This window comes from Geomonas azotofigens (genome assembly GCF_018919395.1).
In the GTDB taxonomy this organism is placed as follows: Bacteria; Desulfobacterota; Desulfuromonadia; order Geobacterales; family Geobacteraceae; genus Geomonas; species Geomonas azotofigens.
This window is the reverse complement of sequence record NZ_JAHLME010000001.1, coordinates 37,873-57,816: the sequence shown is the minus strand read 5'-3', so window position 1 is coordinate 57,816 and position 19,944 is coordinate 37,873. Positions and strand designations below refer to the sequence as shown.

The following is a 19,944-nucleotide window of genomic DNA, read 5'->3' as shown; positions in this document are numbered from 1 at the left end:
GACATCCCGTTTCCATGGACGCTACTTAGCCCCGATTTAATTCAATGTTGTTTGACAATCAGCACCCTTTCCGCTAATTTGACCGGAATGCACGAGTGGCTGGTCAATTACGGGTTTTACTCCCTGTTTCTGCTGAGTTTCCTGGCCGCCACCCTGCTGCCGCTCGGCTCGGAGTGGCTGGTCGTGGCGCTGTTGATCGGGGGGCAAAACGCTGTCGCCGTGGTCCTCGTCGCCACCGCCGGCAACTACCTGGGAGCGCTCAGCACCTACTGGATCGGCCTCTACGGAGGCGATTTTTTACGGCGCCGGGTGCTGCGCATGGACGAGGAGACGACGCGGAAGGCGGAGCGGTTCTATGAGCGCTTCGGATCGCTGTCGCTTCTGTTCAGCTTCCTGCCAGTGATCGGCGACCCGCTCTGCCTGGTCGGCGGCGTGCTGCAGGTCGGTTTCATCCGCTTTTCCCTTCTGGTCCTGACCGGCAAGCTGGCGCGTTACGCGGCGGTGGCCTGGCTCACCGTGAAGGGGGCGGCACTCTGAAGTACGGAGGTTTGATGCTCAGTTGTACCAAGAAGGTTCTCCCCAACGGACTGCGCCTCGTTTCGGTCGAGATGCCGCACCTGCACAGCGCGGAGATTGCCATCTACATAAAGGCGGGAGGCCGCAACGATACCCCCGGCAAGGCCGGCATCTCCCATTTCCTGGAGCACATGCTCTTCCGAGGCTCCAGCGAATTCGCTTCCAACCTGGAACTTGAGATCGCCTTCGAGGCCATCGGCGGCAGCGTCAACGCGGCCACCGACGAGGAGACCACCTGCTACTTCTCCCGCGTCCATCCGGACCAGATCGGCGAGGGGATCCGTCTTTTCTCCTCGATGCTGTTGTCCCCGACCCTGGAAGGTTTGGAGATAGAGAAACGGATCATCACCGAGGAGGCGCTGGAGGACATCAACGAGCGCGGCGAGGAGACCAACACCAGTAACCTCTGCAGCAAGCTCCTGTGGCCGGACCACCCCCTTGGCACGCCCACCATCGGTTACCTGGACAGCATCAAGGGGATCACCGAGGAGGACCTGCGCTGCTATCTCGCCGATCACTACGTTCCCGGCAATGCGCTCATCGTCGCCGCGGGAAGGCATGACTCGGCCCAGTTCTTCGCGGCCTGCGAGCAGTTCTTCGCCGACTGGAAGGGCGGCAGCGCCATTCCGCCCATCCCGGCCAACCAGGTCCAGCAGGAACCCCGCGCCCTCTTCGTGAAGGACTCGGACAGCCAGGTGAACCTACAGATCGCCTTCCGCGGTTTCGCCCGTCAGGACAAGCGTCTCATGGGGCTGCGGCTGATGCGGCGCATCCTTTCCGGCGGCGGCAGCTCGAGACTGCACCTGTCGCTGCGGGAGAAGCTCGGTATCGTCTACTCCGTTGATGCGTCCCTGTCGGCCTACGAGGAGACCGGTGCCTTCGCCATCGAGCTCTCCACTGCGCCGGAGAATCTGGTGCTGGCCGTGTCCGAGGTGCTGCGCGAGGTGAAGAGTCTGGCCTTCGAGGAGGTCGGCGAGGCGGAGCTGGCGCGGGTCAAGGAAGGGTACTTCTACGATCTCGAGTACAGCGCCGATTCCACCTACGAGATGCAGGTCCGTTACGGCTGGGGCGAGTTGATGTCCCTGGTGAGGACTATCGACGAGGACCGGGTCGAGGCGGCCGCGGTCGGCGCCGAAGAGCTGAAGCACATGGCGCACGCCCTGTTTGCCCCGAAGAACCTGGTCATCGCCGCGGTAGGCCCCTGGAAGGCGCCCGCCAGGCGCGCGGTGGAGAAGCTGGTGCGCGAATACCAGAAGGGGTGGAGCTGAAACAAGTTCTACGTTCTAAGTTCTACGTTCTACGTTGAACCCCGAGCGTAGCGACCGCAGGCTCCCTCTGCTTTTAACGTAGAACATAGAACGTAGAACATAGAACGAAAGGTTTTGATATGAAAACAGCATTACTCTTGATGGCCCACGGCAGCAGGATCGCCGAGGCAAATGACGCGGTGCACGAGATCGCTAAACGGGTGCAGAAAATGACGCAGTTCGAGATCGTCGAGGTCTCCTTCCGCGAACAGCACCTTCCCAATATCCAGCAGGGGGTGGACGCCTGCGTGGCACAGGGGGCGGAGCGCATCCTACTGGTCCCTTACTTCCTCTACATGGGGGCGCACGTCCTTGAGGACCTCCCGGAGGAACTGGAGGAGGCGAGGAAACGCCACCCGGGCGTGGAGATGGTGCTCGGCAAACACCTGGGCGTGCACGACAAGCTGGCCGAGGTCGTGGTGGAGCGCGTCGCCGAAAGCCTCACCGAGCAGAGGTGGCACTGATGTCGGTGCACCTGCGCCCCGAGGAGATCGAGGCGGAGTCGTTCCGCATCATCGAGGAGGAACTGGGGCCGCATGACTGGAACGCGCAACAGTGGCCGCTGGTCCGCCGCGCCATCCACACCAGCGCCGACTTCGATTACGCCCGCAGCATGGTGATCACGCAGCACGCGGTGGCCGGCGGCATCGAGGCGCTCCGGGCCGGATTGGGTGTCGTGACCGACACCACCATGATCATCTCCGGCATGAACAAGGAGCGGCTCAACGGGTTCGGGGCCCAGCTCTCCTGTTTCGTCGCGGACCCGCAGGTGGCCAGGGAGGCCAAGGAACAGGGGGTGACCCGCTCCATCCTGGCCATGCGTAAAGCGGCACGGGACGCGGCTAACGGCATCTTCGTCATCGGCAACGCGCCCACCGCCCTTTTTGAATTGATCAGGCTGATTCGCGAGGAAGGGGTGCGCCCCAGGCTCATCGTGGCGCTGCCGGTCGGTTTCGTCGGCGCCGCCGAGAGCAAGGATGCCCTCCGGGAACTGGCGCGGGAATACCCGGAACTGCAGTTTGTCACCAATATCGGGCGCAAGGGGGGCTCAAACGTTGCGGCCGCGGTGATGAATGCGATACTCATCCAGGCTGTCGGGGCCCAGTAGAGGACCAATCCGTTTTTAAGGCCGGGAACCCATCACCGGCTTCTATTTATCATGTAATTTTTGAAGTTTCGTTCTTCACATGGGATGAAGTATGAGCGGGAAAGAACTCAGATACGGCTTTACCACCGGAGCCTGTGCCGCTGCCGCCGTTAAAGGCGCCGCCCAGATGCTGCGGGACCAGGTTCTGGTCGACGAGGTGCAACTGACGCTCCCCTGCGGCAAGGGGGCCAGGTTCCGCATCGAGGGTGGCGTACTGCGCGATAACACGGCTTCCTGCTACGTGGTCAAGGACGCCGGTGACGACCCGGACGTGACCAACGGCGCCCAGATCCACGTCACCGCCCAGGTCGACATGTTCACCAAGAACCGCATCGTGATCCAGGGGGGCGTCGGCATCGGCAAGGTGACCAAGCCGGGGCTGGCGGTTCCCGTTGGCGAATGGGCCATCAACCCGGTGCCGCGCAGCATGATCCTCGAGGTGGTGAAGGAAGTTTTCGCGGTCCGGTGCGTGCCGGCCACCCTCACCTTCACCATCAGCATCCCCAACGGCGAGGAGCTGGCCAAGAAAACGCTGAACGAGCGGCTGGGGATCATCGGCGGGCTCTCCATCCTGGGGACCACCGGGATCGTGAAGCCGATATCGACCAGGGCCTGGACCGATACCGTGGACACCGCCGTCGATGTCGCGCTCGCCTGCGGCTCCCGAACCGTGGTCCTCTCCACGGGGCGCAGTTCGGAGCTGGCGGTGCAGCGGGTCCTCAAGCTGACCGAGGAATCCTTCGTCATGATGGGGGACCACTTCGGCTACTCCCTGCAGAGCTGCGCCAGGAAGGGCGTTCCCGAGGTGGTAGTGGCGGGGCAGTTCGCCAAGCTGGTGAAGATCGCCTGCGGCCACGAGCAGACCCACGTCGCCTCGTCGGAGTTGGACCTGGTGACGGTTGCATCCTGGCTCGGGGAGAACCCGGCGACGGCGCACCTGGCAAAGCTGGCGCGGGAAGCCAACACGGCGCGCCAACTGCTGGAGGAGTCCGGCTTCGACAAGGCGCTGATCAAGCTGGTTTGCGGCAAGGTGGCCGAGGCCTGCGCTGAACTTGCGCCCTATCTGAAGGTGCGGGTGTTCCTGGCCGGGTACCAGGGGGAGACGCTTTACTTCGACAGGTAGCGCACCCTCACCCCAGCCCTCTCCCGGAGGGAGAGGGGGAGGGAGATAACAGTTGATCATGTTTTGATGGAAAGGAGGGGGTCATGGCGGAACAAAAGATTTACCTCGTCGGCGCGGGTATCGAGGGTTGGGAAGGCTTCGGCAAACAGGCACTCGAGGTGATCGACAGCGCCGAGGTCCTGATCGGCCACAAACGTCTGCTGGACATCTTCCCCGACTTCAAGGGAGAGAAACGCCTCCTCGAGGACCTCTCCATCATGCTGGAACACCTGAAGAACACCGAGAAGAAAACGGTGGTCCTCGGTTCCGGCGATCCCAACTTCTTCGGTGTCGCCCGGTTCCTGCTCAGGAACCTCCCTAAAGAGCGCATCGAGATCTACCCCAACGTCACCAGCGTGCAGTATGCCTTCGCCCGGATCAAGGAGCCGTGGGACGACGCCACCTTCGTCTCCGTGCACGGCAGGGGAATCAAGCCCGCGCTGGACCGTATCATCGCCGCCGAGAAGATCGCCATCCTCACCGATAGCGTCAACACCCCAGCGGTCTTGGCCCGGGAGTTGATCCACCGTGGCGCCGAGGGGTACGAGGCCTGGGTCTGTGAGGACCTCGGTCTTCCCACCGAGAAATTCACCAAGACCGACATCCGCGGCCTGGTCGACGTCACGTGCTCGCCGCTCAACATCCTGATCCTGATCAAGACCTGGGAGCCGAACCTGGAGAACTACCCGGTGATCGGCATCCGCGACGAGGAATTCGCCACGGTCAAGAAGCTGATCACCAAGGAGGAGGTGCGCGCCATCACCCTGGGCAAGCTGCAACTGCAGGATGACCTGGTGATGTGGGATATCGGCGCCGGCAGCGGTTCCGTTTCCATCGAGGCCGGGAACCTGATGCCCAACGGCCGCATCTTCGCCCTGGAGAAGAATCCCCAGTACCTCACCTACCTCAAGGAAAACCTCAAGAAGTTCGTGGCCCGCAATGTCACCGTGGCCGAGACCTTCGCTCCCGAAGGGCTGGAGGATCTGCCCGATCCGGACCGCGTCTTCATCGGCGGTTCCGGCGGGATGCTGGAGGAGATCATCGAGGCGGTGGACAAGCGCCTCAAACCCGACGGCTTCATCGTCCTCAACGCGGTTACCCTGGATACCCTGACCAAGTCGGTGGAATTCCTGGAGGATCACGGCTATACCGTCGAGGTCACCTGCGTCAACATCTCCAAGACCCGCAGCCTCACCGACTACAAGATGTTCGCCGCTCACAACCCGGTGTACGTGATCGCCGCCTGGAAAGGGGAGGAGTAGTGGCGGTTGTCTACGCGGTAGGTGTGGGGCCGGGCGATCCGGAACTGTTGACCAGGAAGGCGGAGCGGATCTTGCGGAGCGTGGATGTCATCTGCGCCCCCACCGGTGCGGCCGAAGGGGGGAGCTACGCCCTTTCCATCGTCGAGGAATTCATCGACCGCAGCCGCCAGGAAGTGCTGATCCAGCTGTTCCCCATGGTGAAAGACCAGCAGGGGCTGGACCCGTTCTGGGAGGAAGCCGCCGACCAGGTGGCGCAGCGGATCGCCGCCGGCAAGGACGTCGCCTTCGTCACCATCGGCGACCCGTTTCTCTATTCCACCTACCTCTACATCCACAGGATCTTCCTCGCCAAGTATCCCGAAATCAAGATAGAAGTGGTGCCGGGCATCTCCAGCATTCTCGCCTCCTCCGCAGTCTCCGGACTGCCGCTTGGCCTCGGGGCCGAGCGCATCGCGATCCTCCCCGCCACCTACGAAAAGGACGAGCTGAAGCGCACACTGGAGGAGTTCGACACCGTGGTGCTCATGAAGGTGAACCGGGTCTTCGACTCCGTCTATGCCGCGCTCAAGGAACTGGGGCGGGACAAGGGGGGCGTCTTCGTGCGCCGGGTCGGTTCCTCCGAAGAAGAGGTGCATCACGACCTGGAGTCCCTGGTGGGCCAAAAGCTCGATTACCTCTCCATGCTGATCGTGAGGAAGAACCCGCTGTAAATCTGATAGGCTAAGGCCCTTAAACCTCAACGCAAAGGCGCAAAGGCGCAGAGGCGTAAGGGTAAAGCGTCAGGGTTTCTTTGCCTTTCCCCGTTTCCGTTTTTCTTGGCGTCTCCGCGGCTTGGCGTCTTTGCGTTAATGCTTTTAAGCCTGTGAAAGGTTGATTCATGTCCCATGAGAACATAGTCCATTTTGTCGGTGCCGGGCCCGGCGACGTCGAGCTGATCACGGTGAAGGGGGCGCGCCTTTTGGGCGAGGCGGATGTGGTGGTGTATGCCGGCAGCCTCGTCGACCGCGAAGTGGTGCTCACCTATGCGCCGGATGCGCGGGTCTACGATTCCGCCGGCATGGACCTGGAGCAGACCACCAAGGTCCTCGCCGAGGCGGTATTCGCGGGTGAACGGGTGGTGCGCCTGCATACCGGCGATCCATCCATCTACGGCGCCATCCAGGAGCAGATGGAGGAGTTGGACCGGCTCGGTATCGGCTACGAGGTCGTTCCCGGTGTCACCAGCGCCTTCGCTGCGGCGGCCACCCTCAAGCAGGAATTGACCCTTCCCGAGGTGTCGCAGACCGTGGTGATCACGCGGCTGGCGGGAAGGACGCCGGTGCCGGAGCGGGAACAGCTGGGCAACATCGCGCAGATCGGCGCCACCCTGGTGATCTACCTCTCCGTCTCCATGATCGAGAAGGTGGTGGAGGAACTCCTCTCCGGCGCCTACCGGGAGGACACGCCGGTCGCCGTGGTGGCCAAGGCTTCCTGGGCGGACGAGCAGGTGCTGACCGGGACGCTGGCGGATATCGCCGCCAAGGTGCGGGACGCGGGTATCGCCAAGCAGGCGCTCATCGTGGTGGGGGACGTGCTGCGGGCACGCAGCGAGGGGATGAAGGCCAAGTCCCTGCTCTACGACAAGGGATTCAGCCACGGGTGCAGGGAAGGAATCGTCACCTAGAAGACGTTCTAGGTTCTACGTTAAAACCTTGATTCGACAGCATCTGTAGGGGCGAATAATCATTCGCCCTGCACAGGTGCCCCCACGGAATCCGGGCTTCGCGCTGCGGCATTGGTGCCGCCGACCGCGGCTGGGCGAATAATTATTCGCCCCTACAGGAAAATGACGTCCCCTCCACGGGGACAACAAGAACTTTATGCGTGTCGCCATCATCGCCATAACCGCCAACGGCGCCAAGCTGGGGGCGACGCTCAAGCGTGACCTGCCGCAGGGCACGCTCTTCGTCCTCGAGAAGCACGCGGCGGCCGACGCGGTGGCGTTCTCGGAACGGGTGCCGGCACTGCTGGCGCGCCTTTGGCCGGATTTCGACGGCTTCGTCTGCATCATGGCCACCGGCATCGTGGTCCGCTCTTTCGCGCCGCTGTTGCAGGGCAAAGAACGTGACCCGGCCGTCGTGGTCATGGACGATGCCGGCCGCTTCGCCATCTCCCTCCTCTCCGGCCATCTTGGGGGCGCCAACGAGCTTGCCGCGCGATGCGCCGACCTTGCCGGCGCGACGCCCGTGATCACCACGGCGACCGACGTCAACAACCTCCCTTCCTTCGACATGCTGGCCCAGGACAACGGCTGGCGCATCGAGGACCTGTCCCGGGTCAAGGTGCTGAACGCGCTGCTCCTCGAGGGGAAGGAGATCGCGGTGGTCGACCCGACCGGGCGGGTGGCGCGGTACTGCGCAGGCAAGGGGAACCTTCTCTTCGTGGACGACATGGAGCAGGCGGCGGAAAGCGGCGCGGACGGCGTGGTGCTGGTGACCAGCGGGCTGCTGCCGCCGGGAGTCGACCTGGCAAGGACGCTGGTGTTGCGCCCCGTCGACCTCTGCCTCGGCATCGGCTGCAACCGGGGCACTGGCGCCGACGAGATAGAGTCGGTCATCTCCCGGCACCTGGCCCGGCTCTCCCTCTCCGAGGGGAGCATCAAGTGCCTGGCGAGCGCCGAGGCGAAGGCTGACGAAGAGGGGCTTTTGAACTACGCGGGACAGAAGGGTATCCCACTGGTTTTCTTCAGCAGCGCCGAGTTGAACGGCGTCAGTGTTCCCTCGCCGCCGTCCGAGCATGCCTTCGCCGCCATCGGGGCGCGCGGGGTCGCCGAGCCGGCCGCGCTTCTGGCCGCGGCGGGAGGCAAACTGCTGCTGCACAAGGTGAAGGATGGCAACGTCACCCTCGCCGTCGCGCAGGCGGGCGAATGATTATTCGCCCCTACAAAATCGAATCACCAGAGGTTCCTGCTTAATGTCCAAGCTTTACGTAGTAGGCATCGGCCCCGGCGGGCTGAACCACATGACCTTCGAGGCACGCCAGGCGATCGAGAATGCCGACGTCATCGTCGGCTACCAGGCCTATCTTGATTTCATCCAGCCGCTTCTTGCCGGCAAGATCCTTTACTCCTCCGGGATGATGCGCGAGGTGGAGCGTTGTTCGCAGGCTCTCACCATCGCCGCATCGGGCAAGACCGTGGCCCTGGTTTCCAGCGGTGACGCGGGTATCTACGGCATGGCGGGACTCGCCCTGGAGCTTGCGGACGAACCGGACGCGCCGTACCGGGATGTCGAGGTCGTGGTGGTTCCCGGCGTGTCGGCGGTGCAGGCCGCCGCGTCGGTGCTCGGTGCGCCGCTCATGCACGATTTCGCCGTCATCTCCCTCTCCGACCTGCTGACCCCGCTGGACAAGATCCGCCAACGGCTGAAGGCCGCCGCCGAGGCGGATTTCGTGGTCGCACTGTACAACCCGCGCAGCAAGGGGCGCACCACCCAGATCGAGGAGGCCGCGGCCATCCTCATCGCCGCGCGCGGCCCGCAGGTGCCGGTCGGCATCGTCCGTAACGCCTGCCGGGACGGTGAGGAGCGCATCATCACCACGCTGGGGGAGATGCTGGACCACCCCATCGACATGTTTTCCATCGTCATCATCGGCAACGCCTCGACCCGCCTCTGCGGCGACGGCAGGATCGTCACCCCGCGCGGTTACGCCACGCGCGGCGACAGCCAGAATCCCAACCGCAGGAAGCGCAGCGCCGCAGCGGCCACGAATGCCCCCAACGCCGATCCGCACGCGCTCATGTTCTGCGGCACCGGCTCGGACGTGGGCAAGTCCGTGCTGACCGCCGGCTTCTGCCGCATCCTCAAGCGTCACGGGCTCTCGGTCGCTCCCTTCAAATCCCAGAACATGGCGCTCAATTCGGCGGTGACCCCCGAGGGGGGCGAGATCGGCCGCGCCCAGGGCGTGCAGGCCGAAGCGTGCGGCATCCCGCCCCATACCGACATGAACCCGATCCTCTTGAAGCCCAACTCCGACACCGGCAGCCAGGTGATCGTTCAGGGCAAGGTGGTGCGCAACATGGGCGTCAAGGAGTACAACGCCTATAAGCCAGAGGCCTTCCTGAAGGTGCGGGAGAGCTTCCAGCGCCTGCGCGAGCGTTACTCCTTCATCGTCATGGAAGGGGCGGGGAGCATCGCGGAGATCAACCTGCGCGAGCACGACATCGCCAACCTCAAGGTAGCCGCCATGGCGGGTGCGCCTGTGATCCTGGTCGCGGACATCGACCGCGGCGGCGTCTTCGCCCAGATAGTGGGGACCTTGGAACTGCTCACGCCGGAGGAGAAGGCGCTGGTGCAGGGGGTCATCATCAACAAGTTCCGGGGCGACGCTTCGCTGCTCACCTCGGGGATCGAGTACGTGGAAAAAAGGACCGGCGTACCGGTGCTGGGGGTGCTCCCCTGGTTCAAGGGGCTTGCCATCCCCGAAGAGGACAGCGTCGCCCTGCAGAGGAAACCGGCGCCCCCCAAAGAGCTGCCGTCGGGTGAGAAGCTGCGCGTGGGCGTGGTGAGGCTGCCGCGCATCTCCAACTACACCGATTTCTCCATCCTCGAGGCCGAGCCGGATGTCGACCTGTACTACATCCATTCCCCGTGGCTGGTCGAGACCATGGACCTCGTGATCGTCCCGGGGACCAAGTCGACCATCGCCGACCTCGTCGCCATCAGGGAGCAGGGGATCGCCGATGCCCTGCGCCGCTACCAGGGACCGGTGGTCGGCATCTGCGGCGGCTACCAGATGCTCGGCGCCGCGGTGAACGATCCTGACCGGGTGGAATCCAGCCTGGAAGGGACGGAAGGGTTGGGGCTTCTGGACGTGGTGACCACCATGCTCAAGGATAAGCAAACCCACCAGGCCGAGGGAGAGTTACTGCCGGCAGGGCAGGGGGTGGCGCCGGGATGCAACCCCGCCATCGCCGGCTACGAGATCCACATGGGCGAAAGCGTGCTCGGCAGCGGCGCGAGCCCGTTCGCGCGGATCAGCAGCCGTTCCGGGGGGGGCACCGATTTGGAGGAGGGCGCGGTCTCTGCGGACGGCAGGGTTTTCGGCACCTACCTGCACGGGATCTTCGACAACCATGGTTTCCGGACCGCCTTCCTCAACCGCATCAGGCGCCAGAAGGGAATCCCGGAGCGGGCGGAAGCGGCGCTTGCGCCCGACCCGTTCGATGAGCTCGCCGCGCACATGGAAAAGCACCTTGACCTGGAGCGGATCTTCCAGATCTGCGGCATTTCTCCCGGCAGATGACGATCGCCGAGTCACCCATCGCGGTCGTGCTCGGCGCGGTGCTGCTGGACCTGGTCCTGGGCGATCCGCGCGCCTTGCCTCACCCGGTGGTCGGCATCGGCGAGCTGATCTCGTCGCTGGAAGGACCGCTGCGCCGCCTGATCCCCAACGCGCGGGCGGCTGGTATTCTGCTGCTGGTTATCACCGTTGGCGCCAGTTATGCCTTGGCCGCGTCGCTCATCTATGCGGCGTACCTGCTCGCTCCGGCGGCGGGCTTGCTCGTATCCCTGTACCTCGCCTGGGTGTCGCTGGCTGCGCGCTCGCTGCACCTGGAATCCGCCAGGGTGGTGCGGGCGCTGCAAGAAGGCGACCTTCCCGCCGCGAGGGTGGCCTTGTCGTACATCGTGGGGCGCGAGACCGCTGAGCTGGACGAGCCGGAGATCATCCGGGGAGCGGTGGAGACCGTGGCCGAGAACACCGGCGACGGCGTGATCGCGCCGCTTTTCTACCTCGTGCTGGGCGGCCCCGCGCTGGCCATCGCCTACAAGGCGGTCAACACGCTGGATTCGATGGTCGGTTACAAGAATGAACGCTACCTCGAGTTCGGCTGGGCGTCGGCCCGCTTCGACGACGTGGCCAACTACCTTCCGGCGCGGTTGACCGGCGTGCTCATGGTGCTGGTGGCCCCGCTGTGCGGTCTGAACGGCGGCGGCGCCTGGCGGATCCTGCGCCGGGACGGCAGGAACCATTCCTCCCCGAACAGCGGCTTTCCCGAGGCGGCGGCAGCAGGAGCGCTCGGTGTCAGGCTGGGCGGGGCGAACCGCTACTTCGGCAAGATCGTGGAGAAGCCGACCATCGGCGACCCGCTGCTGCCGCTTTCCCAGGAGAGTTACGCAGGGGTGGTGCGGCTTATGTACGGCAGCGAGGCGTTGCTGGTGGTTGGATGGGGCGTGCTGGTTGCGCCGTTTCACCTGTAGGGGCGAATAATCATTGCCCTGATTTTCAGCAGGCAGGGTTCGCGCTCCTCATGCCGCTGCAGAAAATTGGGCACGCGCGGCTGGGCAAATGATAATTTGCCCCTACGGTCGGACGCGGTTCCAACTGGTCGCGTCGACAGCCGTAGGTTCTCTTGGAGTACCGCTTGAGGCGGAAAGGTGATGTATGGCAATCCCACATGAACATGGCGGCAACGTCTTCGCCGTGGCCAGGAACCTCGGGCTCGCGCCGGAGCGGATCATCGACTTCTCCGCCAGCATCAATCCGCTGGGGATGGCGCCGGGGGTGCGCGAGGCGCTGACGGCGAGCCTGGACCGCCTGCTCCATTACCCGGACAAGGGGGCTGCCGAGCTGAAGCAGGCCCTGGCCGCCTACCACGGGGTCGAACCGGCCGAGATCGCGGTCGCCAACGGCTCGACCGAGCTGATCCACCTGTTGCCGCGCACCTTCCCCGGGCGCAAGGCGCTGATCGTGGCGCCCGCCTTCGCCGAGTACGCCCTGGCCCTGGAGCGGGCGGAGTGGCAGATCGACTATTTCACCCTCTCTCCCACCGCCGACTTCGCCCTGTCTCTGCCGGATCTCGCGCGAAGCCTGGGCGCCGGTTACGACATGCTCTTTCTCTGCAACCCCGGCAACCCGGCCGGCACTCTCCTGCCGCGGCGGGAGATCGCCGGGGTCATCGACCTGTGCCGGGAAAGCGGCACCTTCCTGGTCCTCGACGAGGCGTTCATCGATTTCTGCGAGGGGGAGTCGGCTAAGCTGCTGGTACTCGGCAACCCGCGCGCGGTGCTGCTCCGCTCCATGACCAAATTCTTCGGTATTCCCGGTTTGCGCCTGGGCTACGCCGTCGCGGCGGCGGAGACGGTAGCGGAAATCGTCGCGCAACAGGATCCCTGGAACGTGAACACCGCGGCGCAGATCGCCGGCGTCGCCTCGCTGGCGGATGATGGTTACTGCCAACGCACCAGGAGTTACGTCGACGAGCAGCGCGCAAGGCTCGCCAGCGCCCTTGCGGGCATCCCCGGATTGCAGGTGTTCCCGGGACGGGCCAATTACCTGCTGGTGCGGATACTGCGCCAGGAGGTGACGGCGGGGCATTTGCGCGAGGCGTTGCTCCCGAAGGGGATACTGATCAGGGATTGCAGTAACTTCCAGGGACTGGACGCGGGCTTCTTCAGGGTGGCGGTGCGACTCGAGGAGGAAAACGATCTGCTGGTGCGAGCACTGGCGGCGGCACTGGCCTAGGCATAAGGGCGGGTGGGCATGGAAAGGCAAATCCCCTGCTGTCTCCCCTTGGCAAAGGGGAGGACGTGGGGCGCGCGCAACGCTTTGTGGCACATGTGAAGCGTTGCGCGTGGCACACGGATGATGCGGGGCTGCACATGGTTGATGCGCGGGCTGCCATCGCCGGAATCCCGTAGAGAACAAAAAAGAGGCCAACCGGGTGTCCGGTTGGCTCTGGCTATTGCATTGCAGTATGGTGCCGGTCGGCCTTGCTACGGCCGTCTCTAACTGTTGGGCATGGAGTAGAAGTCCTTGCGGCACAGCCTGATACGCTTGATCTCCTCGTTGCAGACGTAGCGGACTATGGCGTCGCGATCCCTCTCGTTGATGTGCATGAAGCGAAGCCCGGCGCTGTGGACCACCGCGTCACCACTGGTGATCTTCTCACTGTGCATCACCTGGGCGACCACCGGTACCACTTTCGGCTCGGGCAGCGGCAGATGGAAGGTGGCGTAGACGATGTCGTCCCGCGTCATCTCCATCTCGGTCTCGGTGCGCAACCCGCCGCCGCTGATGTTGACGATCCTGGGGAGGCTGCTCTGCGTCGCCACTCGCAATCCGGCGGTGCCGCTCTCCTCGGCGGTGCCCGCGGTCACGTTGAACAGGATCACCGGTATGTCGGTGGCAAGGCGGAAATATTCCCTCTGGTCCTCGGGGGTGACCCGGTCGGTGAAAGCGACCCGCAGGTCCTCGTCGCCATGGTCGTCCACGACGACGCCCTTGCAGCGGTAGCTGTTGCCCCCCATGCCGACCCGGACCACCAGCGGAGCTTCACGCCGCAGCAGTACCCCTTCGGGGAGTTTCTCCCGGGACAGCCTCAGGCGGACCTCGGCGTCGTTGATCTCGGTGACCACCGCGCCATCATTGAAAATCGTATCCCCGGATAACGCCACCTCGACCCGGGCTTTCTGTCCGGGTTGGAAGTAGTCCTTATAGTTGTAGGTCCCGTTTTGCATGACGCCGCCCACCGAAATTAAATAACAAATAGCTACAGCTGGTTAGGTACTGCAATACAGACGCCAACCGTGTCCCCGGTACTGCCGGGGGAGTCAACTCGCTGATCTCACTGGGGTACCGGCTTCAGGACTTTTAATCCTGCAGCGGCGGTGTCCGCCAAAGACCGTAAACGTTGGGCCATATGACCGGAAGCGCTGGAATCTTAACGCAAAGTGTCTTTTTATTACAATATTTTTCTTGACAACAACCGCGTGCTGGCTATTCTAAAACGAAATCATTTCTATTTAGAGGGTGGTATGGAGCAGTGTCACGCAACGGCCTTGAAGGCCGCCGGCATGAAGGCGACGCCGAAGAGGCTGGCCATCCTCGAGATGCTCGAGGCCGAACCTGGGTACGCGAGCCCCGAGGAGCTCTGGAAGAGGTTGAAGGATCGTTTCGACCGGCTGGGCCTGCCCACGGTGTACCGCAACCTGGAGGAACTCTCCGCAAGCGGCGTCCTCTCCAAGGTGATCCACCCTAACCGCCAACTTTACTACTACTTTTGCAGCAACCGCGAGCACCATCACCACTTCGTCTGCCTCTCCTGCCGCAAGGTCGAGGATATCCCCGCGTGCGGCATCGAGGCGTTGGAGCAGGAGGTGACCAGGCGTAACGGCGGCAAGGTGCTCTCGCATATCCTGCAGCTGAACGGGCTGTGCGGCGGCTGTGCTGACAACGGGGAAATACGATGAAATGGCTGATGGCCTTACTTCTGGCGCTGCTCCTGGTGGCGCCGGGGTGCAGCAGGGAAGAGCGGCAAAGCGACGGCAAGCTCCAGGTGGTGACCACCCTGTTCCCGCTCTACGATTTCGCCAAGACCATCGGCGGTGATCGCGCCAAGGTGAGCCTGCTGCTCCCGCCGGGCGTCGAGCCGCACTCTTTCGAGCCGCGCCCGGAGGACGTGGTCCGGGTGAACCGAGCCGACCTCTTCATCTATACCAACGCGGCCATGGAGCCGTGGGGCGCCAACATCATCTCCGGACTGGACCGTGGCAAGGTCGAGGTGGTCGAGGGGGGGAAGGGGATCCCGCTGATGCAGGGGCCGGTGTCGGACCAGCACCGCGGAGAGCACGACGTCCACCAAGGGACGGGGGTGGATCCCCACATCTGGCTCGACTTCGACAACGCCCGCGCCATCGCGAAGAACATCCTGGCAGCCTACGTGGCCCGTGACCCGGCCAACAAGGCGTTCTACGAGCAAAACGCGGCCAAGCTGGACCAGCAACTGGCCGCGCTGGACCAGCGTTTCAAGCAGACCCTGGCCCAGTGCCCGAAGAAGGTGCTGCTGCATGGCGGCCACTACGCTTTCGGGTATCTCGCCAGGCGTTACGGCCTGAAATACATCTCCGCCTCCGCGGTGAACGCGGATGCCGAGCCCACCCCGACGAAGCTGGCCGAACTGGTGCAGGTGATGCGCCGCGAGCACCTGAGCTACGTCTACACCGAGGAGCTCCTGAGCCCCCGGATCGCCGAGACCATCGCCCGCGAGACCGGTGCCAAGGTGCTCATGCTGCGCGCCGGGCACAACGTCACCAGGGACGACCTGCAGCGCGGCGTCACCTTCGTCTCCCTCATGGAAGAAAATCTCCGAAACCTGAGGACGGGACTGCAATGAACGACAAGGCTCTCAGCGTGCGCAACCTCTGCGCCGGCTATCACGGCAGCGAGGTGCTGCAGGACATCAGCTTCAGCGTGAACGCCGGTGACTACGTCGGGATCTGCGGTCCCAACGGGTCGGGCAAGAGCACCCTGATCAAGATCATCCTGCAACTCCTGGCGCCGACCTCGGGCGAGGTATCCGTTTTGGGGACCCCGCAGGCTTCCTTCCGCGACTGGCACCGGATCGGCTACCTGCCGCAGGGGCTGCAGTTCTTCAACCCGCACTTCCCCGCGACGGTGGACGAGGTGATCCGCCTGGGTCGGCTCTCGGCGAAGAAATTCCCGAAGCGCTTCAACCGCGATGACGCCTTCGCCGTGGACCGGACCATGGAATGGATGGGGATCTCCCACATCAGGGGCGCCATGATCGGCGAGCTGTCGGGGGGGCTTAGGCAGCGGGTGCTCCTGGCCCGGGCGCTGGTGAACGACCCGGCGCTGCTGGTCATGGACGAGCCGACCACGGCGCTCGACCCGGAAACCAGGGAGAGCTTCTACAAGCTCATCTTCGAGATGAACCGGGAGAAGCAGTGCACCGTGCTCCTCGTCACCCACGACACGGCAACCATCGGCAAGTACGCCTCGCACCTTTTGTACCTGGACAAGAAGGTGGTCTTCTACGGCAGCTTCGACGACTTCTGCAACTCCGCGGAAATGACCGGTTTCTTCGGCGAGCACGGACAGCACCTGGTTTGTCATAGGCATTAGGCCGCTGCGTCCTGATGCCGGCAGCGCTGGGCGAATGATTCTTCGCCCCTACGTGCACAAATGACTGTTTCCTGTAGGGGCGAAGCATCATTGCCCGCCTTTCGAGGTTTTGAAATGAATCTGAACGAGATGCTCAGCTACGGCTTCATGCAGCGGGCGCTTATCGGCGGGTCGCTGATCGCCATCCTCTGCTCGGTGCTCGGGGTGTTCCTCGTGCTGCGCCGGCTCTCGCTGATCGGCGACGGTTTGGCCCACGTAACCTTCGGCAGCGTGGCGCTCGCACTTTTTTTCCGGCTGCACTCGGTCTACATGACCCTCTCCATCATCCCGGTGGTGCTCGCCTCGGCCCTGGGGATACTGAAGCTCGCCCAGAAGGCGAGGATCTACGGCGACGCCGCCATCGGCATGGTCTCCGCCATCGGCATCGCGACCGGCGTGCTCCTCGCCAGCGTCGCAGGCGGCTTCAATGTCGACCTCTTCAGCTACCTGTTCGGCAACATCCTTTCCATCAGCTCAAGCGAGCTCGCCATCGCGGCGGCGCTCTTCGTCATCGTTATCGCGGGCGTGGTCATGTTCTACAACGAGCTCTTCGCCAGCACCTTCGACGAGGAACTGGCCAAGAGTTCCGGGCTCGACACCGACCGCATCAACATGGTCCTGGTGCTGTTGACCGCGCTGACCGTGGTGCTTGCCATGAAGGTGGTGGGGATCATGCTGATCTCGGCGCTCCTCATCCTCCCCGCCGTTTCCGCCCTGCAGATCGCCAAGGGGTTCAAGACCGCCATCGTTTCGGCGGCGGCCATCGGCGTCGTCACCGTCATCTGCGGCATCTCCTTCTCCTTCGTCATGAACCTCCCCACCGGCGCCACCATCGTGCTGATCAACTTCGCCGTCTTTCTCTGCGCCTTTGCCGCCCGCACCCTGCTGCGCCATCCCTAGCCGCAATTTTTTTCCCGCCCGGTTAACTTTCCAGCAGGGCCGCCGATAAGCTCAATTGGCGGGCATTGCGCCGGAACTGACGAGGCGGCTGGGATGATAGAGGCAAAGGGATGGGTAACTGCGCAGGCTGGCGAGAGGTACGCCGGCCACAACCGGGTGCTGGGGGTGATCGCGTCGCTCCTGGTCGGGCTGGTGCTGCTCGACATCTACCTGGTCCCCCTGCCGCCTTCCTGTGCCGTGCGCGCGGCGCTCGCGTCCCTCGCCCTGGTGGTATCCCTGCTCCTCACGCGGCGCCTTCTCCGCAACGGCCAGCTCAAGGCCTCGCTGGAACTGGTGCTCCTCCTCCTCTACCTCCTTGCCGTCTGCTGGTTCACCGGCAGGACCGACAGCCCTTTCATCTCGGCCATCTACCTGGTCCTGATGGCCACCTCGCTCACGCTGGGGAGGCGCATCACCTACCTGATGGCGGGGCTCGCCGTCGCCTCCTACTCGCTTTTGGCCGCCGGCGACTCCCCTCCGCTGTGGAGCCAGCTGCCCGGCTACCTGATCCGCGTCTTCCCGTTCATCCTGATCGCGCACGTGGGCGCCATCCTCGCCGGCGAGACCGAGGCGGCCCGCTCCGAGGTGGAGCGCCTCTCGCTTACCGACGACCTCACCGAGCTGAACAACATGCGCAGCTTCGAGGCCCTCGCCCTGCAGCAGGAGAAGGTTTCCCGCCGCTACCAGTCACCCTACGCGATCTGCATGCTGGACGCCGACAACCTAAAGCAGATCAACGACCGCTACGGCCACCTGGCGGGGACGGAACTGATCAAGTGGACGGCCCGGGTGATCAGGTCGAACATCCGGGAGAGCGACATCGCGGCGCGCTTTGGCGGGGACGAGTTCATCATCATGTACCCCGACCACGACAAGGAGCAGATCCGCCCGGCGGTGGAGAGGATCGTGCGCGCCATGAGCAGCTGCCCGTTCAGCTATGACGGCAACCTCATGGAATGCACCCTCTCGGCGGGCATCGCCTCGTTCCCGTGGGACGGGGACGACTTGAAGAGCGTGGTGAAGCAGGCGGACCTGGCCATGTACCGCAGCAAGCGGCTGGGGAAGAACCGGGTTTCGTTGGCGGAATCGGAGCGGGGACCGGGGGAGGAGCGGGAGAAGCTACAGGTACGGGGAGAACAGCTTCGCGGCCGCGTCCCGCAGCTTGACGGGAAGCGGGCGGGCGTCCATCTCGGCAAGGGTGATCTCCCGGGATAGGAGCAGGGTGGCCAGGCAGCGGTCCTCGAGCTGCGCGGCGAAGTTGAGGTCGTAGACCTCGAGGTTGAACTCGAAGTTGAGCCTCAGGCTTCTCGGGTCGAGGTTGGCGCTGCCGATCAGGCTCCAGCTCCGGTCCACCACCATGAACTTGGTATGCACGAAGGGGGCTGGCTGGGCGTAGATGCGCACCCCCTGCTGCAAGAGCTCCCACAGGTAGGAGTTGCTGGCCCACTGCAGGTAGGGGAGGTTGTTGAACTCGGGGAGCACCAGGGTGATCTCGACGCCGCGCAGGGCCGCCGTGATCAGGGCCGAGATCAGCGCCCGGTCCGGGATGAAGTAGGGGGTCACGATGGTGACCGTGCGCCTGGCGCAGGAGAGCGCCCCCAGGATGATCCAGTTGAGCTTCCTGAACTCCTTGTCCGGCCCGTCGCTTACCGCCCGCACCAGGGCCGTCCCGGTCTCCTGGAGGTCGGGGAAGTAGCGCGGGTCGGTCAGCTGTTTTCCCTTGGCGAAATGCCAATCCTCGAGGAAGGTGCGCTGCAGGTCGGCGACCACCGGTCCGGTCACCTGGAAGTGCAGGTCCTTGACCACCGGGGACGGGCCCGTCACCATGTGCCTGCTGCCGATGTTCATCCCGCCGGTGAAGCCGATCGCCCCGTCCACCACGATGATCTTGCGGTGGTTGCGCAGGTTCAGGTATCCCCCGGGCCTCAGGGGGAGGAACCTCCTGAACTCCACCTTGGAACCCTTCAGGAGTTCCCCCGCCGTGGGAACCGAGTATTTCTCCCCCAGGCTGTCCACGATGACCCGCACTTCCACGCCCCGGTTGGCCGCCCGCGTCAAGGACCTGATGAAGCGCTTCCCGGTCTCGTCCCCGTCGAAGATGTAGGTGGAGAGGTGCACCGAGGATTGCGCCGCGTCGATGGCGGCGAGCATGGCGGGGTAGGCTTCCTCGCCGTTTTCCAGCGGGACCAGGTGGTTCCCCGGCAAAAGCCGCGTGCTCACCACGCGCTCGGAGAGGTTGCGCAACTCCCTCAGGTAGGAGAGCTCGCCGGGGAGCTTGGTGGGGGGGAGGTCGGCCGGGGCCTGCGGGAGGATGGGCGCGGGGCCCGCTTCGCGGTGCCAGCGCTTGGCGCGGCTGTAGATCCGGTTCACCCCCATGCCCCAGTAGAAGATGGGGCCGAAGAACGGGATGGCGAGGCAGGTGATGATCCACCCGAGCGCCGAGCGGGGGTCGCGCTTGTTGATCAGCGCGTGCCCGGCCGAAAGGATGGCGAGCGAGATCAGGGAGACCAGGAGGAGCGTGGTGAAGATGTGGTCCAGCACGTGTGCCATAAGGATGAGCCTGTTGTCAGTGAAGCATCTGGCGCGGGGCCGTCATAGCAGTTAAAAAAA

19 protein-coding genes are annotated in these 19,944 nt (G+C 64.1%); 17 read left to right on the top strand and 2 right to left on the bottom strand.

The window, feature by feature from the left end; genetic code table 11:
- Positions 1-87 precede the first annotated feature (87 nt).
- The 12 genes from KOL99_RS00250 (at position 88) to cobD (ending at position 12,957) form a co-directional block, all read left to right on the top strand.
- Positions 88-537, top strand: a complete 450-nt coding sequence (locus KOL99_RS00250) for a YqaA family protein (protein ID WP_216508369.1) — start codon at positions 88-90, stop codon at positions 535-537.
- Between the two features lie 14 nt (positions 538-551).
- Positions 552-1,844, top strand: coding sequence for a M16 family metallopeptidase (locus KOL99_RS00245; RefSeq protein ID WP_216508368.1), 1,293 nt, complete (start codon positions 552-554; stop codon positions 1,842-1,844).
- Positions 1,845-1,963: 119 nt separating this feature from the next.
- Complete coding sequence (locus KOL99_RS00240; RefSeq protein WP_216508367.1) at positions 1,964-2,347, top strand: sirohydrochlorin chelatase; 384 nt, start codon at positions 1,964-1,966, stop codon at positions 2,345-2,347.
- Positions 2,347-2,991 (top strand): precorrin-8X methylmutase, encoded by a 645-nt coding sequence (locus tag KOL99_RS00235; RefSeq protein WP_216508365.1) that lies wholly within the window; start codon positions 2,347-2,349, stop codon positions 2,989-2,991. The genes KOL99_RS00240 and KOL99_RS00235 overlap by 1 nt, the downstream gene beginning before the upstream one ends.
- A 91-nt stretch (positions 2,992-3,082) precedes the next feature.
- Positions 3,083-4,153 carry a cobalt-precorrin-5B (C(1))-methyltransferase gene (locus KOL99_RS00230; protein WP_216508363.1) on the top strand — a complete coding sequence of 357 codons (1,071 nt, stop codon included), beginning with the start codon at positions 3,083-3,085 and terminating at the stop codon, positions 4,151-4,153.
- A gap of 83 nt (positions 4,154-4,236) precedes the next feature.
- Positions 4,237-5,454, top strand: a complete 1,218-nt coding sequence (cbiE, locus tag KOL99_RS00225) for a precorrin-6y C5,15-methyltransferase (decarboxylating) subunit CbiE (RefSeq protein ID WP_216508361.1) — start codon at positions 4,237-4,239, stop codon at positions 5,452-5,454.
- A complete protein-coding gene (cobI, locus tag KOL99_RS00220; protein ID WP_216508360.1) occupies positions 5,454-6,164 on the top strand; it encodes a precorrin-2 C(20)-methyltransferase in 711 nt (236 codons plus the stop codon). The genes cbiE and cobI overlap by 1 nt, the downstream gene beginning before the upstream one ends.
- Before the next feature lie 167 nt (positions 6,165-6,331).
- A complete protein-coding gene (cobM, locus tag KOL99_RS00215; protein WP_216508358.1) occupies positions 6,332-7,117 on the top strand; it encodes a precorrin-4 C(11)-methyltransferase in 786 nt (261 codons plus the stop codon).
- 196 nt (positions 7,118-7,313) lie between these two features.
- Positions 7,314-8,363, top strand: a complete 1,050-nt coding sequence (locus KOL99_RS00210) for a cobalt-precorrin 5A hydrolase (protein WP_216508356.1) — start codon at positions 7,314-7,316, stop codon at positions 8,361-8,363.
- Between the two features lie 43 nt (positions 8,364-8,406).
- Positions 8,407-10,737, top strand: coding sequence for a cobyric acid synthase (locus tag KOL99_RS00205; protein ID WP_216508354.1), 2,331 nt, complete (start codon positions 8,407-8,409; stop codon positions 10,735-10,737).
- Complete coding sequence (gene cbiB / locus KOL99_RS00200; RefSeq protein ID WP_216508352.1) at positions 10,734-11,693, top strand: adenosylcobinamide-phosphate synthase CbiB; 960 nt, start codon at positions 10,734-10,736, stop codon at positions 11,691-11,693. The genes KOL99_RS00205 and cbiB overlap by 4 nt, the downstream gene beginning before the upstream one ends.
- 184 nt (positions 11,694-11,877) lie before the next feature.
- Positions 11,878-12,957, top strand: a complete 1,080-nt coding sequence (cobD, locus tag KOL99_RS00195; protein WP_216508350.1) for a threonine-phosphate decarboxylase CobD — start codon at positions 11,878-11,880, stop codon at positions 12,955-12,957.
- A gap of 263 nt (positions 12,958-13,220) precedes the next feature.
- On the opposite strand, the gene KOL99_RS00190 is transcribed toward cobD, so the two are convergent.
- On the bottom strand, positions 13,221-13,952 hold the full coding sequence (locus tag KOL99_RS00190; RefSeq protein WP_216508348.1) for a PilZ-like domain-containing protein: 732 nt from the start codon (positions 13,950-13,952) through the stop codon (positions 13,221-13,223).
- A 297-nt stretch (positions 13,953-14,249) separates the two neighbouring features.
- On the opposite strand from KOL99_RS00190, the gene KOL99_RS00185 reads away from it, so the two are divergent.
- The 5 genes from KOL99_RS00185 (at position 14,250) to KOL99_RS00165 (ending at position 18,549) form a co-directional block, all read left to right on the top strand.
- Entirely contained in the window at positions 14,250-14,684 is a 435-nt protein-coding gene (locus tag KOL99_RS00185) for a Fur family transcriptional regulator (protein ID WP_216508347.1), read from the top strand.
- A complete protein-coding gene (locus KOL99_RS00180; RefSeq protein ID WP_216508346.1) occupies positions 14,681-15,607 on the top strand; it encodes a metal ABC transporter substrate-binding protein in 927 nt (308 codons plus the stop codon). Before KOL99_RS00185 ends, KOL99_RS00180 begins: the two co-directional genes overlap by 4 nt.
- On the top strand, positions 15,604-16,356 hold the full coding sequence (locus KOL99_RS00175) for a metal ABC transporter ATP-binding protein (RefSeq protein WP_216508345.1): 753 nt from the start codon (positions 15,604-15,606) through the stop codon (positions 16,354-16,356). The genes KOL99_RS00180 and KOL99_RS00175 overlap by 4 nt, the downstream gene beginning before the upstream one ends.
- A 114-nt stretch (positions 16,357-16,470) precedes the next feature.
- Positions 16,471-17,295 carry a metal ABC transporter permease gene (locus tag KOL99_RS00170; protein ID WP_216508344.1) on the top strand — a complete coding sequence of 275 codons (825 nt, stop codon included), beginning with the start codon at positions 16,471-16,473 and terminating at the stop codon, positions 17,293-17,295.
- 93 nt (positions 17,296-17,388) lie between these two features.
- A complete protein-coding gene (locus KOL99_RS00165; RefSeq protein ID WP_216508343.1) occupies positions 17,389-18,549 on the top strand; it encodes a GGDEF domain-containing protein in 1,161 nt (386 codons plus the stop codon).
- Here KOL99_RS00165 and cls read toward each other — a convergent pair.
- Positions 18,454-19,884: a cardiolipin synthase gene (gene cls / locus KOL99_RS00160; protein WP_216508342.1), complete on the bottom strand. Its 1,431-nt coding sequence runs from the start codon at positions 19,882-19,884 to the stop codon at positions 18,454-18,456. The two genes, KOL99_RS00165 and cls, sit on opposite strands and share 96 nt — an antisense overlap.
- Positions 19,885-19,944 lie beyond the last annotated feature (60 nt).